Source organism: Selenomonas sp. FOBRC9 (assembly GCF_000287655.1).
Lineage (GTDB): Bacteria > Bacillota > Negativicutes > Selenomonadales > Selenomonadaceae > Centipeda > Centipeda artemidis.
Genome location: NZ_ALJR01000004.1, coordinates 1 through 14,850 on the forward strand (window position 1 = coordinate 1; position 14,850 = coordinate 14,850).

At 52.2% G+C, this 14,850-nt stretch carries 15 protein-coding genes and 1 pseudogene; 4 read left to right on the plus strand and 12 right to left on the minus strand.

Annotation, left to right across the window (positions count from 1 at the left end; all coding sequences use genetic code 11):
* Both HMPREF1147_RS01680 and HMPREF1147_RS11860 read left to right on the plus strand, forming a co-directional pair.
* The coding region (locus HMPREF1147_RS01680; RefSeq protein ID WP_037351001.1) for an IS30 family transposase at positions 1–578 on the plus strand (578 nt) is incomplete at its 5' end.
* A gap of 266 nt (positions 579–844) precedes the next feature.
* Complete coding sequence (locus HMPREF1147_RS11860; protein ID WP_009657446.1) at positions 845–1,678, plus strand: ShlB/FhaC/HecB family hemolysin secretion/activation protein; 834 nt, start codon at positions 845–847, stop codon at positions 1,676–1,678.
* Between the two features lie 158 nt (positions 1,679–1,836).
* Here the strand turns inward: HMPREF1147_RS11860 and HMPREF1147_RS01690 are convergent.
* The 11 genes and pseudogenes from HMPREF1147_RS01690 to HMPREF1147_RS12145 all read right to left on the minus strand — a co-directional run.
* Positions 1,837–2,217: pseudogene (locus tag HMPREF1147_RS01690) on the minus strand (Rpn family recombination-promoting nuclease/putative transposase); the annotation flags it as partial.
* Positions 2,218–2,437: 220 nt separating this feature from the next.
* A complete protein-coding gene (locus tag HMPREF1147_RS01695) occupies positions 2,438–3,007 on the minus strand; it encodes a YSC84-related protein (RefSeq protein ID WP_009657447.1) in 570 nt (189 codons plus the stop codon).
* 90 nt (positions 3,008–3,097) lie between these two features.
* Positions 3,098–4,489, minus strand: a complete 1,392-nt coding sequence (locus tag HMPREF1147_RS01700; protein WP_009657433.1) for a GntP family permease — start codon at positions 4,487–4,489, stop codon at positions 3,098–3,100.
* A gap of 98 nt (positions 4,490–4,587) precedes the next feature.
* On the minus strand, positions 4,588–4,872 hold the full coding sequence (locus tag HMPREF1147_RS01705; protein WP_009657434.1) for a helix-turn-helix domain-containing protein: 285 nt from the start codon (positions 4,870–4,872) through the stop codon (positions 4,588–4,590).
* A complete protein-coding gene (locus HMPREF1147_RS01710) occupies positions 4,869–5,255 on the minus strand; it encodes a type II toxin-antitoxin system RelE/ParE family toxin (protein ID WP_009657432.1) in 387 nt (128 codons plus the stop codon). The genes HMPREF1147_RS01705 and HMPREF1147_RS01710 overlap by 4 nt, the downstream gene beginning before the upstream one ends.
* A 172-nt stretch (positions 5,256–5,427) precedes the next feature.
* Positions 5,428–5,664 carry a glutaredoxin domain-containing protein gene (locus tag HMPREF1147_RS01715; protein WP_009657444.1) on the minus strand — a complete coding sequence of 79 codons (237 nt, stop codon included), beginning with the start codon at positions 5,662–5,664 and terminating at the stop codon, positions 5,428–5,430.
* A 13-nt stretch (positions 5,665–5,677) separates the two neighbouring features.
* Positions 5,678–5,908 carry a glutaredoxin domain-containing protein gene (locus tag HMPREF1147_RS01720; RefSeq protein ID WP_009657442.1) on the minus strand — a complete coding sequence of 77 codons (231 nt, stop codon included), beginning with the start codon at positions 5,906–5,908 and terminating at the stop codon, positions 5,678–5,680.
* Positions 5,909–5,950: 42 nt separating this feature from the next.
* Complete coding sequence (locus tag HMPREF1147_RS01725; RefSeq protein WP_037351003.1) at positions 5,951–6,880, minus strand: NAD(P)/FAD-dependent oxidoreductase; 930 nt, start codon at positions 6,878–6,880, stop codon at positions 5,951–5,953.
* Between the two features lie 209 nt (positions 6,881–7,089).
* On the minus strand, positions 7,090–7,521 hold the full coding sequence (locus HMPREF1147_RS12135) for a Fic family protein (protein WP_009657445.1): 432 nt from the start codon (positions 7,519–7,521) through the stop codon (positions 7,090–7,092).
* 35 nt (positions 7,522–7,556) lie between these two features.
* Positions 7,557–7,643 carry a Fic family protein gene (locus HMPREF1147_RS12385; RefSeq protein WP_369791732.1) on the minus strand — a complete coding sequence of 29 codons (87 nt, stop codon included), beginning with the start codon at positions 7,641–7,643 and terminating at the stop codon, positions 7,557–7,559.
* Positions 7,644–7,793: 150 nt separating this feature from the next.
* Positions 7,794–8,132 carry a hypothetical protein gene (locus tag HMPREF1147_RS12145; RefSeq protein ID WP_009657439.1) on the minus strand — a complete coding sequence of 113 codons (339 nt, stop codon included), beginning with the start codon at positions 8,130–8,132 and terminating at the stop codon, positions 7,794–7,796.
* 140 nt (positions 8,133–8,272) lie between these two features.
* On the opposite strand from HMPREF1147_RS12145, the gene HMPREF1147_RS01735 reads away from it, so the two are divergent.
* On the plus strand, positions 8,273–8,479 hold the full coding sequence (locus HMPREF1147_RS01735; RefSeq protein WP_009657435.1) for a hypothetical protein: 207 nt from the start codon (positions 8,273–8,275) through the stop codon (positions 8,477–8,479).
* A gap of 89 nt (positions 8,480–8,568) precedes the next feature.
* Here HMPREF1147_RS01735 and HMPREF1147_RS01740 read toward each other — a convergent pair whose 3' ends face one another.
* Positions 8,569–13,590: a TonB-dependent siderophore receptor gene (locus HMPREF1147_RS01740; RefSeq protein WP_037351009.1), complete on the minus strand. Its 5,022-nt coding sequence runs from the start codon at positions 13,588–13,590 to the stop codon at positions 8,569–8,571.
* 342 nt (positions 13,591–13,932) lie between these two features.
* Here HMPREF1147_RS01740 and HMPREF1147_RS01745 point away from each other — a divergent pair.
* A partial coding sequence (locus HMPREF1147_RS01745; RefSeq protein WP_009657436.1) for an IS5 family transposase occupies positions 13,933–14,850 on the plus strand: 918 nt, incomplete at its 3' end.

The window sequence follows — 14,850 nt, forward strand, 5'->3', positions numbered from 1 at the left end:
GCAAGCGAAACCGCAAGAACAAGCGCCTGAAAGGGCGTAGCATACAGGAGCGTCCTGCCCTTGTGGACGAAGGCACGGAAATCGGACACTGGGAAGCCGACACCGTTGTCGGATCGCCAAAAGGGCGCGGCGCAGCCGTATTTACCGCTGTGGAAAAGGTGACGCACGACTACATCGCAATCCGCATCTCGGGTCGCACGTGCGCCGGCATTGAAGAAGCCATCGCCCATTTGAAATCGGAATATGGACAGGACCGTTTCAGCCAAGTGTTCAAGACGATTACCGTTGACAACGGGACAGAGTGCGAGACGTTCACGCAGCTTGAGAGCCTCGGCACGAAGGTGTACTTTGCTCCCCCCTACAGCTCATGGGAACGCCCGCAGAACGAGCGTCACAACGGCATCCTCCGCCAATATATCCCCAAAGGAACGGGCATCGACGGATACAGTGACGAGGACATCCTAAACATAGCGGATGAGATAAACAGCCGCCCTCGTCGAGTGCTCGACTATCAAACACCAGCAGAACTGTTTAACACCTTCTTGGATGAAGTATACGCTATTGAAAATGTTTCTTAATTAAATCACTGTTCAACTTGCTCTTGCAATTCACGGATAAAAACAAAATCTGGGGCAGTTGAATTAATATGTGATGTTATGAAAAACAATCAATACTATATAGGAAACAGTTTTTCAAACTTAGAATATGAACTGTTAAATTTAGAAGAAAGGCATCCTTTACCTATCTTCCGAAACTACGAGGATCTCCATGGAATTCTCACAATTGCATTCCAGATGTTCGAAGATATGACAACTGAGTTTTTGAAAGTGTATGGTGACTTCACTTGATAACACTCAACCGGCCCTCCACATTCCTCCTCATCCCCCTCCTCTCCCTCTCTACTATCTCGGCATTTGCCGCCCCTGCACAGCAGGAGCAGCTCGATCAATCCCGTACACAGGAATCTGAGCGGCAGGAACGGCTGAATCAAGAGCGCACGGAAGTTGTCACGCCTCCTCCCCCGCCCTCTGAACTGCCGGCCGACGAGCGGGTTCGGTTCCTCATCTCTCACGTAGAAATTGAGAATCTAGCGGAGCGATTTGATTTCCTAGAGCGTCTTTCATGTCCTTATATAGGCAAGGAATTATCCCTTCATGACATCAACGAGCTCATCGGCAAGATGAAAAAAGAAAAGTCCTACCCGGACGCGCCGAAGACGCTCTATCGGATGTGGCTTCTCGATATGGACTATGTGCATCCGTTTGAATTCAGTCATCGCCCCGCTACATTCACGACGTCCTTTCATGGGCAGTGGACGATGGACAGCATGCGGCTCTACGGCGTGGACATGATCAGCATGGGAAACCGCTATACGGTACGCGGATTTGACGGACAGGTCACGCTGATGGGGACGAACGGATGGTATCTGCGCAGCGAGTTTGCGACAAAGTTCCCGAAGCAAAGTGCGGAGTTATATCTCGGTCTCGATGTCGGCGCGGTCTACGGCTATGGCGCCGATCTCTATAACGGACATACGATCGCAGGCGCGGCAATCGGTCTGCGCGGAAAACTCTCCGAGCTCTCCTACGACGTCTTCGCCGCGATGCCGATTCGAAAGCCTGACGGGTTCCATACCGCAGATGTCACGGGCCGGTTCTCTATGGGATGGAAGTTCTAAGAGTCAAAAACCACCCTATTAACGATATCTCATTATAATCGTTAATAGGGTATGCATCTCAGAGAAAATATTATTTTCTATCACAGCGTGGCATATGCCTAAAACATAAAACAAGGGCTTTCCCGAAATTTCGAATCGGGAAAGCCCTTGTTTTCGTATATACACAGCCTGTTTCTATCGTTGTATTGTATCAAAGTCGCTGTGACGATATCGAAAGGGCATATAAAGATGATGATCGTTTGGTTGAGCTCATCATAATCTGCACCAGCAGCGAGAAGATCCGCATCGATCATCGACTGGTAGTAACGCGTCCTCTTGGCAAGACCGTCGCCCTCGGGCTGGCGAACCTGCATCTCGATGTTGTAGACTGTATGCGCATCATCCCGCACATAGACATCCAGACGGACACCTTTGCTCCTGTAACTCGGCTTCATCGGCTTTTCCGCTTCGAGGTAGTGGATGTCGCTGATCTCGACGTGCAGAATGCGCTCGAGCACCTTCCTGCAGATGCGTTTGCGGCTCATAATCAGCTTGAACATATAGTCGTCTCAAATGGTCAGTTCTTCCCACGACTTCATCCGATAGGAGCTCATGCGATCACCTCTTTCTTTTATTTTACGGTGTTTTCGCGTGCAAAGCAAGTAAAAGAATGCGCTGCTGCGTCAAATCTAGCGGCTGATGATGACCCCGGATAAAAGAAACAGGCTGCACCGCATACTCTCTGCGCGATGCAGCCTATGGAAATTTTTAGGGGAATATCTAATTCAGATCCTTATTCGGATAGATGCTGAGTCCCTTGAGCGAGACGCCGACGGCAAGTCCCTTGGTTGTCACCTGATAGACCCACATGTCCTTTGCAACGACGTCCGCTCCGTCGATCGCGCCGCCGGAATATCCGTCCGTCGCGGACGCCGTCGCCTCGCCGCCAACCTTAAACTTGCCTGAGACGAAGGAATCCCATGCATGTTCCGAGCCGAATACAAAGATGAGATCGTATTCCTTCACGCCAAGCCCGATGCCAAGCGCATACTCCTCCATCTTCATATAGACGCGTTCGCCCGTCACGTTGTTGACGGCGAGCCCGCGCCCGTGTGCGCTGCCAAACAGCCCGATCTTCGCTCCCGTTGAGCTGATCGTCGCATAGCCGTAGCTGCCGGCGATGACGTCCTGTGCATTCGGGTTCACCTCGTAGAGGTTTGCAAGTGCCTTTGTATGCAGGCGTCCGATTTCCGCGCGCTGTTGATTTGCACTTTTCGCAAGTACCGCGCCGGATAGGGCAAGCATCAGCATCAGTGTAACCGTGAGCAGACGCAACGTAAATTTTCCCATAGAGATCCCTCCTTCACTGAAGTTACCCGCATCTTACCATGCCGCGACGGGCTTAATCAAGGAAAGTTCTCTTAAAACGGGAGAAAACCGTTAGTGCAGCACGAGACTGAGCAGAGCGATCTCGATGATCGCGGCGATACCAAGGACGAGCGTGCCCATCGTCTGCACGCGATAGCCCTGATCCGGCGTCATTCCGCTAAACTCGGAGACCACCCAGAAATACGAGTCGTTCGCGTGCGACACAGTCATCGCGCCCGCGCCGATCGCCATACAGACAAGCGTGATCTCAATCGGCGTATGATAGCCAAGTACGGGAAGCAGCGGTCCCACAATTCCTGCCGTCGTGATGAGCGAGACCGTCGAGGAGCCCTGCGCCGTCTTGAGCACCGCCGCGAGCAGGAACGGGAAGAAAATCCCCATGCTCGAGAACACATCCGCGTGCTGCGAGATATAACGCACCATATCCGACGTTGCGATCACTTTGCCAAGCACACCGCCCGCCGCCGTGATGAAAAGGATGGGACCGACCGTCATCAAGCTGTCGTTGCAGATTTTGTAAAACTCATGCATCCGATCCGCCGCCGCGAGCTGTATGGTCGCAAAGCCCATGCCGACCGCGAGCGCGATGATCGGCGTGCCGAGGAAGCGCACGATGTCCGCGCCGAGCCCCTTGCCGCCCGCCATCGCCACAATCGAAGAGAACGCCATCAAAAGAATCGGGACGACAATCGGAGCAAGCGTATTGAATGCGGACGGGAGCTTGCCATACGAATCCATCAGGTCATTATAGACCTTCGCCACGTCCTCCGGATCGACCTCATCCTTTGACTGCACCTTCGTCCCAATCCAGCGCGCGAAGAAATATCCGGCGATAAGCGGGAAAATCGAGCAGAGCATACCAAGCCCGATGACCTGCAGGAGGTAATCGCCGATGCCGAGCGTACTTGCCGCCGCGATGGGTCCCGGCGTCGGCGGAATGAATACATGCGAGATAAAGAGACCCGCGCTCAGCGCAAACGTCATCGAGACCGCCGAGACCGCCGTGCGGCGGATAAGCGCCTTGCGGATCGGATCGAGGATGACGAAGCCCGAGTCGCAGAACACCGGGATCGAGACCACCCAGCCCATGAGCTGCACCGCGATAACCGGATTGTCCTTGCCGACGAGGCGGATCACCATATCCGCAAGTTTCAACGCGGCGCCCGTCTTTTCAAGTACCGTCCCGATCATCGCACCGAGGATGATGACGATGCCGATGCTCGTGAACGTCCCCGAGAATCCCTGCCCGATGACGGTCGCAAGACCGTGCTGCACTGCGCCGCCCTCGAGTTTATGATCGACGAGCGGGATGCCCGCGACGAGCCCCAGCCCGAGCGAGACCAGCATGATCGAGATGAACGGATGAATGCGCAGCTTCGAGATCATGACGATCATGATGACAATCGCCACGACAAAGGCAATGATGAGCGGTAATCCGGTCATGTTAATACCTCCCTATAGTTCATTCCGAAAATACATCTGCATATATTTTAATCCCGTTCAAAAATTTTGGCAAGTAAAAAAGGAGTCGGGGGCGATAATTAGTGTGCGGGGAGAAATTCGAGATGCAGCCGCATCCCCATCCCTGCCGCAAGCCGTTGGAGGGTTCGCAGAGACGGATTCGCATTTCCGTTTTCCAGCTTGCTGATGTCGCTCTGCGCAATCCCTGATTTTTCCGCAAGCTCCTTTTGCGTGAGCCCCGCCGCCGCCCGCGCGTCAATCATCGCCTCGATGATCGCACGCTCCGGCTGCAGCGACTCCCATTCCGCGCGAAATTCGGGGTCGCGCATCTGCTCCGCAAGAAAATCCTTATAGTTTGACATCATGAGCACTCCTTCCTCCCGAGAAATTCGGCACGGCAACATCTTGCTCGTTCAATTTCTATTGGCGGTGTTTTACGGGACTTCTTGATAAAACCATTTGTGAATACAATGCGATGTCCGATACAAAAGAAATACAACACGCGCGAAATATCCGAACCGACCTTTGCCCGCAGTTCAAAAATACCGTCTCCAAGCGGCTTTGAATACGGCTCACGCAGCTCGTTTCCTCGGCTCGCCAAGACATCAATAAGCATCAAAATTTTTGCTCGCATCTTTATGTCAAGACTGAGGATAAAATCTTTTGCCGGTTCCGTTCCGTCCGGTTTATCATAGAATAGAATCTCAAATTCCCGCACACCTGCACCGCCCTTCAGTATGGTTTTCATAATATAGGATAAATCCCATATTGTCAAATGACGCAACTAAAAAACGGCATAGAAAAGCCCGGAAGCTGTGGCTTCCGGGCTTTTTGCTATGGCCGGTTCGTATCTCTTGCCAATATGATTGTGCCGGAACACATGAAAAAAGTCAAGTTTTACAGTACCGCAAGAACATATTTCACGCCGTAATCCCGAGGATCTTGTCGAGCTTCTCCCGGTCGTAGCTGAGCGCAAACTCTTTGCCGTCCGCCGTCGTCACGGGGACGATCGTATCGCCCGAGATACGGCGGCATTCCTCGAGCGCCGCCGCGTCGTGCTCGATGTTGTGCTCCTCGTACGCGATGCCGCGATATTTCAGATAGCGCTTGACCTTCTCGCACCACGGGCAGACCGTGATCGAATACACCTTTACCATATCCGCGCCCTCCTCAAAGCCCCAACAGCTTATCGATCGCGGGCTGGTCAAAACCGCGCACATACTGACCGTTATCCGCCTTGATCACAGGGCAGGAACCGTCGCCCGTGAGCTTCAGCAGATCGTCATACGCCCCCGGATCCTTTTCGATGTCGCGCACCTCGTACGCAACGCCCTTTGCATCGAGATACTTCTTTGCCTTAGCACACCACGGGCACGCGTCGAACGAAAAAACCTGAACCATGGAAAAACCTCCTCTATATCGTAATCGAACTTACTGCAATATTTATTTCAGCGACGCCAGATATTTCTCCGCGTGGAGCGCCGCCGTCGTCCCGTCGGACGCCGCCGTCGTCAGCTGATGAATCTCCTTCTCGCGAATATCCCCCGCGACGAAGACCCCCGGGATCTCCGTCCGGCAGTTCTCATCCGCCGCAATATAGCCGCTCTCCGTGAGCGCGAGCTGTCCCACGAACAGATCCGTATTCGGCAGCACCCCGATATTGACAAAGATACTGTCCGCCGGCAGCGTCTCCGTCTTGCCCGTGTCCTTGTGCAGCAGCTCGATCGCCGTCAGACGATCCTCGCCCACGAGATGCGTGATCTCTGTCTCAAGCATCACCGTCACCTTTGGATTCGCATAGAGCGCGTCCTGCGAGGACTTATCCGCGCGCAGCTGCGAGCGGTGGATGAGGTAGAGATGCTTCGCGTACTTCGTCAGGAAATTCGCCGCGTCGACCGCAGCATTCCCGCCGCCCATCACCGTGATGATCTTGTCCTGATAGGTGTGCCCGTCGCACAGCTCGCAGTAATGCACCCCGCGGTTGAAATAATGCGGCTCCTGCGGCAGCGGCAGCTTGCGCCGGTTCATCCCCGACGCGATGATGATGACGGGCGTCTCGTAGATGCGCGTCTCCGTCTCCACGATCTTCGGCGCGCTTTTGAGATCGACGCGCTCAATGCGATCGAACTCGTCAATCTCCGCGCCAAAATTCTTCGCCTGTTTCTCGAGCGTCCCGATCAGCTCCATCCCACTGACGCGTTCGAATCCCGGGAAGTTCTCGATATCCGACGCCGTAGCGATCTGTCCGCCGACGAGCGAATTCTCCAGCACCAACGTCCGCAGATTCATCCGCCCCGCGTAGAGCGCCGCCGTCAGCCCCGCCATGCCCGCGCCGATGATGATAATATCCTTCTCTATATGCTGCTTTGCCATCATGTCATCTCCTTTTGACTTTTTGATTATTATAACATACCTGTCAAGCTGTTTGTGTGACTTCATGCACAAAAATAGCCCACACTCCACTGTGGACTATCTTTGCTGTGTATTATATTTTAGGAGAGCTTTAACGAAAGCCTGTATATAATATAGCACCTATGAGAATGAAAATCAAGATGCTTTTCGATAAAATTTACAACTTTTTTTCATAAAGATATTTCGCCGCACGCAGCGTGCCCTTTTTCCGTCAAACGATATTTTTGCAGGCGGCTCTTCGGCTTGTTGGGGAGCGTCATCTCGATGAGTCCCGCGGCAATCAGCGGCTCTATGTGCCGTCGATACGCACGCGAATCGCCCCGTATCCCGAGGCGGTTAAACAACTCCCGGCGCGCCAGTTCCGCGCCGCCCATCGCACGCAGCAGTGCGCGCTGTGCATCGCTCAGCCCGACATAGTGCTCGACATAGTGCTCATCATGGTGCTCGACTTGGTGCTTTTCCTGCTCGATGATGCTGCGCAGCACAGCCGCGAACGTGAACTCGATGAACGCAGCGCAGTCGTTATCATGCCGCGCCGCTTCAATCGCCCGGTAGTATTCCGGTCGATTGCGATAGAGCAGCGAGACTCCATCGGAATCCATGCAAAGAGCGGATTCCAACGCGCGAGGAGCAGCGTCTACCAGAGCCGTCCCATGCGCCCGTTGCCGTCGACAAATGGGTGAATGGTCTCGATCTCATAATGGAGGATCGCGCTCTTAAGCACCGGATGCAGAGAGGAGGCACGCGCTCATTCGAATAGCTCCGCAACGAGCATCGGAACGAACTGCGGTCGTGCACCGATATGCACGGGGACTGTCCCGTCGACCACGGCGACATCACCGCTGCGGAACTGCCCCGCCTCCTTGATCAGCCCTCACATCATCACCCCGTGTGCCTTGAGGAAATCCTTGACCGCATACGGATCAAACGACAAGAGCCGATCATAGGCAGCGTATGCATTTTTGACCTCTGCGATCTCCGCCCCGCCGCCCGCAACGAGCTTTTCCTCGATGATGGTACGCACCTCGCCGAGCGTGAGAGAATTTCCCTCGATAGCGAGCGATGCGTGAATCGTCCGCAGACGGTTCTCCCGATGGAGACGAATGTCACGGTTGAACCCCGTCGCATATTTCAGACGCGTCACAACCTCAACGATCTTTGCCAAGGAATCGGCGGCACGTTCCGTGATCGTGTAGAGCGGTTTATTTGCCATGAGTCGGGCACCTCTTTCCTAGGAATATATGTATATTACCACATGCAAAGGAAATGTGAAATGTTTATGCAAGATGCGCAAAACCACCTTGCGATTCTATTCCTTTAATATATAATATAGACAGTGAGCGAGGTGACGATATGAGAGCGGAATATGATTTTTCTCAAGGGAAAAAGGATCCTTACGGCAATCTGCGGCGAAGCGATATTGAGGAGCTTGAGAACTTAGCTGATCTGAAAGAAATTGCAGATTATGAAGAGCGTGAACGCCGTGGAGAGACAGAATATTATTCGGCTAAGGAAGTGTGGCATATGTTAGGGCTTGATGCCGAAAATCATGAAAAATAAGAAAACCGCATACGAAAATCCCCCGCCGTACCGAATATTTTCCGGTATGACGGGGGATTTTTCATATGTAATTGTATCGTAGGGAGGTGTTAGAACTTGTAGGTGACTTGGAAGCGCGTATAGTTGCCGAGACGGAACTTCTCCGGTCCATGGAGAGTGTCACGGCTGTTGATCCCTTTTGCGTCAAAGGTGTAGAATAGCTCAACGAGCCAGTTCTGCGCTGGGACATAGCCGCCACCGATCGTAAAGCTCTTGATGCCGTCGAGGTAACGATCGGGCAGAGACTCTGTGCCGTTGCCGCCGAAGAAAGCGCCGTGTTCGAAATACTTGTAGTCGATGAACGCGTTCCAAGTTCCCGGACGATCGGTGTCAGATTCCCCGATATCGAGGCGCGCCGTCCAGAATACCGGCATGCTGCCGACATGGCGTCCTCTTGGCGTGAACACGTCGGTACGTGCTTTATGTTCAAAGACAGAGGTGCCGTTCATATACTTTCCGAATGCCGTACGGTTCATGCCGTAATCGAAGGAGACCGCTGTCTTTTTGCCCATCTGCCATTTTGCACCGACGCCAATCACGTTGGCAAGATGGTTGAATGTACTGACGTCGTTTCCCGTTCCATTTGCAGCACGCGCCGTATAAGTCTTATCGCCAACGGAGCGCAGATACCATGCTGCGACACCCAACTGCGGCGTAATCTCTCTGCGCGCCTGAATGAAGAAAGCCTTGTCGATGGGCGGTATACGGTCTTTCTCAAGGACGATGCCTGTCGTTTTGACGAGATTACCGACAAGCGCGCCAAGTGCAGAGCGGGGAAGTTTGTTCTCGTGCTCCGAGGCTTCTAAGACATCCTTGAGCGCCGTCCAGTAAGCTGCCGCCACCTTATTCAGTTCCAGTCCCTGGGATCTTTCCAAGTCCTGATCGGTCGTTGAGTAGTTATTTTCCCATGAATCATCCGTGAGTCCGGTCATTGACTTATACTGGATCGGCGACACCTTCTTGATCAGCTCAATCTTCGCATCATCCGGGATGGTATAATCTTCGGCGAGCGAATGATCCGTCGTTTTTGTCCAGACATCTCCCGATTTTGACCAAACATGTCCGTCAGAAGAATCATTACCGTCTCCAATCTCACAATCGTCTTTTTGAAGCTGTGCCAGTTGCCGTATCGCATTGAGTTTAGCGATGAGTTTATAGGCTTCTGCCAGTTTCTCTTCCGAATGCACGGAATAGTAGTTGCCGGACTCCAATGCAGACGCATCGGACAATGGCGTGGAAAGAAGACTGTTGATCTTTTGATACAACGCCTTTTCTGCATCGGAAGCATCGCGCGGCGGCGTTCCTACATACGATGCAAGCTCCTGATCGTCAGATGCATATAGTTTTACCATTTTTCTGACGCCCGTGTTGTTGTGCTTAACCTCATACAATGCGGTTAAGCCCTTCTTAGGCGTGGGGGTGAAGGTTTTATTTACCAAATCGGCGCCGTATGCCGCCTTCACGAAGCTGTGCAGGCGCTTTAGGACATCCAGCTTCTCTGCATCCGTAGTAGCTGCTTTCAGCTGCTGATAGAAATAGAGATTCTTCGTCTGCTCCTCCATCCCTTGAGCTTTGTATTCATTGTATTCTTCGGTTGATTTTTCAACAGATTTGTCAAACTCTGTCGGGAAATCTGCTTTGTTGATGCCGAGGAACTCGACGAGTGTCGGGGGGCGATAGAACATCTCGTAGGTAGAATGCGTATAGGCGGAATCCGATATGCCTGTGCTATGCTTGAATGTGCCATAGCCAAGTCGCAACTGTGTTCGACTGCCCGTGAACACGGCGCGAATGCCGTCATACTCTTTGCTGAACCAATAGCCCGTGACGCCCATCGGTTCAGTTAGACGTCCGAGGGAGAGATCCCATTTCTTCACGCGCTGCGTAACGTCCGCCTGCTCGAGATGCGTCTCCTTCAACCCATGCGATTCGGGCAGTGTGGCAGCGTTCTCAACGCCACTCGTACCGGAGAGTGCTCCCACAACCTTGATATTCGTATTCTCGCCGACACGTGCATTCGCGCCAACACGGATGCGATGTTCGAAGCCGTGCTCATTGACGTCCAACATATTCTTTGTCGCAGAGCCGACAGAAGAATTTGCCGTATAGGTGGACTGCGGGCGGTTTGTTCCGCCGTGTGCGGCAAATCGGATGCGATAGTCACCAAATACAGTGGCGCCTTGTTCTTTGCTCATATCAAACGGACGGTTAAGAAAGTTCCGCAGGAGTACTTCTTCCTGCTCGCCCATCTCCGTTGTGCCGTTCGTGATGAGACTCTTCGTTTTGCTGCCACCGAGAGAATCAAATTTGAAATTTGCTCCGATACGGTAAATGCGTTCCTGCGTCGCACGGTCGTCGTCACGGTGGTTGAAGATGTTGTTCACGCCGACATAAACCATGGCGTCATCGCTAATCTGCTTTTGCAACATGAAGTTCCAAATACCGAAGGTCTTTTCTTCGTATTCTTGTTTTTCATATACTCCGCCAAGATGCTCAAGAATGTCCGGATAGTAGTTTCGCCCGTTCGCAAGAGTGTTGCTGTCAAGCATATGAATATAGTAGTCGCCCCAGAGGGTTGCTCCCCAGCCCGTCTTCTTGTCCTCATAGGTGACGCCGATATCAAGCTTATGCGTAGGGCGATCAAGCAAGCGGCGCGGCATGAGGGGATCGCTTTTATTGATGGCATGGAGGTAAGTATAGCCGAGTTTCGTGCTCCAATGAGAGTTGAATTTATGCCGTACCTCTGCCTCGATTCCGGTGATCTCTGCTTTACCGATGTTCTTAAAGCTGTAGATCATATCCGGGGCACGCATCCATTTGGCACTTTCATCTAATTGGGGAGCAAAGTCTTGCAGTTTGCCTGTAAAATAGACGGTCATATAGTCCCGAATGCGGTTGTGGAAGAGCCCGATACGTCCGTAGGTATTTTTATTTTCACCCTCAAGACTGATGTCGAAATTGACGGACTTTTCCGGCTTCAGATTTGGATTACCCGCCCACCACCATCCCATTTTTGCATAGCCGATACCGGCGGGATTGCTGCCGTACATCTCCCAGTTATAGTATAGCTCTCCCATGCCGGGTTCCGCGTAGCTTGTACCGATGTTTGCTTTGAGACGACGGTGCGGATCACCGCCGACATTGTGCGTCATGCCGAAACTGCCCGACACATTCGTCCCAAAGAGGTTGCTGTGGTCGACACGGATGATCGGGTAGAGCAGGGTATTGTTCGAGACCTGCCATGTATCGCCGATGTAAAAGTTCTGCTTCTTGATCGTGGCGCTGCCGACTGTAAGACGCTGATCCCGATCCCAGTATTCCTCGAGGAACTTCTTTCCATTTAGTGTTGGTGCATCCTCTTTCTTGCGAATGCCGTCACGGTAGTAGTCTCCGACAAGATTGCCGCCGTTCGAATAGGAGGCTCCGTTATGGTTGCGTTTCCATTCCTCGTTGAGTTGGTCTTGGAAGCGCTGGTATCTGCCATAGAGTTCGTCGATCTTATCTTCCCCTACAAGATCGGTAATGTCGTTGGCTCCCACATAAAGCCGATCCTTCCATGTGTTATAATCGATGCGTTTTTCCATCATTCCTTTATGGAGCTGATATTTTGTGAACTCATCGTAACTGATGCCGCGTTTCGTTGAATCTTTATCTTCCGGATTGATAGAGCCGGTTTTATTTTTATCATAATAGTAATATTCGTACTCTCTATCCCATTTCGGCATCCCTTCTGAACGATCGAACTTGTAGTCGTGGATATGCGACCATACATACTCCGTATTGTCGTCTCCGCGGATGAGACGATCCTGTTTATCAACCAGCAGGCTCTTGTCATAGTCCCATGGATCAATATGACGCGTCGACGTTTTGGGGGAATCTTTCAGACGACTGCCTTCCCCTTTCTCGTGGGTAAAGCCAAAGCCATAGGTAAGGAGATGCTTGTCTCCGATCTGCGTATTTGCCGATGCTTTGAAGTCGAACTGGCGATGATCCACATTGTCGACGTAGAGCAGTTCGTTCTTTCCTTCATAAGCGGATTTACCGGCGTAATTCATGAGCGATACATCGTCTTCCTTGATGTTCGTATAGTTCATCTCAACGTTCCAGTCGGTATTACCCGCATCGCCGTGCCAGCCGACATTATATGCGTTGCGCCCTGTCTGCCGCTTGAAGGTGCGCATCGGTTCAAGGTCGCTGTCCGTCGTCTTGACGTCGCGCATGAGGTCTTCGGTATAGCGATCGACACGGAACTCAAAGTTGTTATGCGCGTTTGCTTCATAGCTTCCAACGAGCCCGATATTCGCGGTATCACCGTAGTAACGGAGCGTATTCTTTTTGAAATCCCTGAACGGATAGTCAAACGACATACCGGATTTGCTGCGTGTGACGCTCGCATACACCGGAACAATCTCGCGCTTGCTGCCCGAGAGTCCGAGCCGAAGCTTGCCCATCTGCCCGGAGTCTGCACGCAGGAAGAAATTCGAGAACGGGATGCCGGAGTCACCAGCCTCATGCAGACCTTCCCAGTTGAACTGAAAGCGAAGATCCTTTGTCGCCTTACGCGTGATGATGTTTACGACGCCGCCGATCGCATCCGAACCGAACTTCGAGCTCGCTGCGCCCTGAATGATCTCGATACGCTCGACATTCTCCGTGCCGAGACGCATGACCTCGTCCGCCGCGCCCGAGTATTTTGCAAGATCACCGAGAACGGGCTGTCCGTCGACGAGGATGAGTGTATGGCGTGGCTCTGCGCCGCGGATTGAGATACCGACACGCCCCATGGCATCGACGGTGCGGGAGACGCCTGTCTCGCTGAAGATAATATCCTCAACGGACTTCGCCTGTTTCTTCTCGATGTCCTCCTTGGTGATGATGGTCTTCTGCTGGGATTCATACTTTGCCTCTTCCTGTGCGGCGTCCGCCTCCACGCGAACGTCTGCCGTAGTGACATTAGTATTCCCCCCGGATGCAGCTTCACTTGCCCATGCAGTATAGGCGGGCAGGGCAAGCCACGTCGTTATGGCATAGGAGAGTAGACGCACGGATCGCCGACTCTGTTTTCTGAGCATATACTTTTCCTCCATGATAACTAAGAACTATGTTCCGCCCGTTCCGGAACCTCCTCGTTCCTCATACGACCGGAGATTATATGAGGGATCTAAATGAAAATAATAATTGTATTCGTAAATGCAGAGGATATTATAATGGCGAATCAGATTCATTACAAGTGTTTTAGGCAACATTTTTAGAATTTTCTTCTCTAATGAAATAATTGAGCCTATATTCATAGATAAAATTTATTAGGTCGATTAAATATTAAGGAAACACTGAAAAATTCTTTTGTTGCACGATTGAGCTCCGAAATATTACAATAGAGGAAAACAGCAACACGACGAGAGAGAGGCAACATCATGGTGCAGCAAACCTTTACCGACATGGAGTACGCAAACCGCAAGAGAACAACACGCCGTGAAGCCTTTCTGGAAGCCATGGAATCCATCATTCCTTGGAACGAATGGATGGCACTCATCGCGCCGTACTATGTCCAGAAAGAGCGCGGCAGAAAACTGATCCCCCTAGAAACCATGCTGCGTATGTACCTTATGCAGAACTGGTTCGGTCTTTCCGATGAGGGAATCGAGGATGCAATTTACGACAGCTATGCCATGAAACAGTTTCTGCGGATTGACTTTTCCACAGAACAGACACCCGATGCCACGACACTTCTGCATTTTCGGCATCTGCTGGAAAAGCACGACATCGCCCGCAAGATTTTCGATGATGTGAAACAACGCCTAGACGCGTCTGGACTCATCATGCACGGCGGCACGATTGTTGATGCAACCATCATTCATGCACCGAGTTCGACCAAGAACGCGACAAAGTCCCGTGACCCTGAGATGCACTCCACGAAGAAGGGGAATCAGTGGTACTTCGGCATGAAGATCCATTCCGGTGCGGATGCCGGAACAGGATACGTCCATACGATCACAGCGACCGCCGCCAACGTGCACGACATTACCCAAACCCATGCGCTGATCCGCGAAGATGATCATACGGTCTATGGGGATTCGGGGTATCTCGGTGTGGAAAAACGCACGGAAATCCGAGAGAGGTCCGAGCTTTCAGACGTGGACTACCGCATTGCCCAAAGCCCCTCGCAGAAGCGCATGACGAAAGAATACAAAGGGACGAATTGGGACAGGCAGATCGAGCATGCGAAAGCCTCGGTTCGCAGCAAGGTGGAGCATCCTTTTCTCATTGTGAAGCGTCTGTTTCATGCGGGTAAGACAAGGTATCGCGGACTCAGGAAGAACCTTCTGCAATAC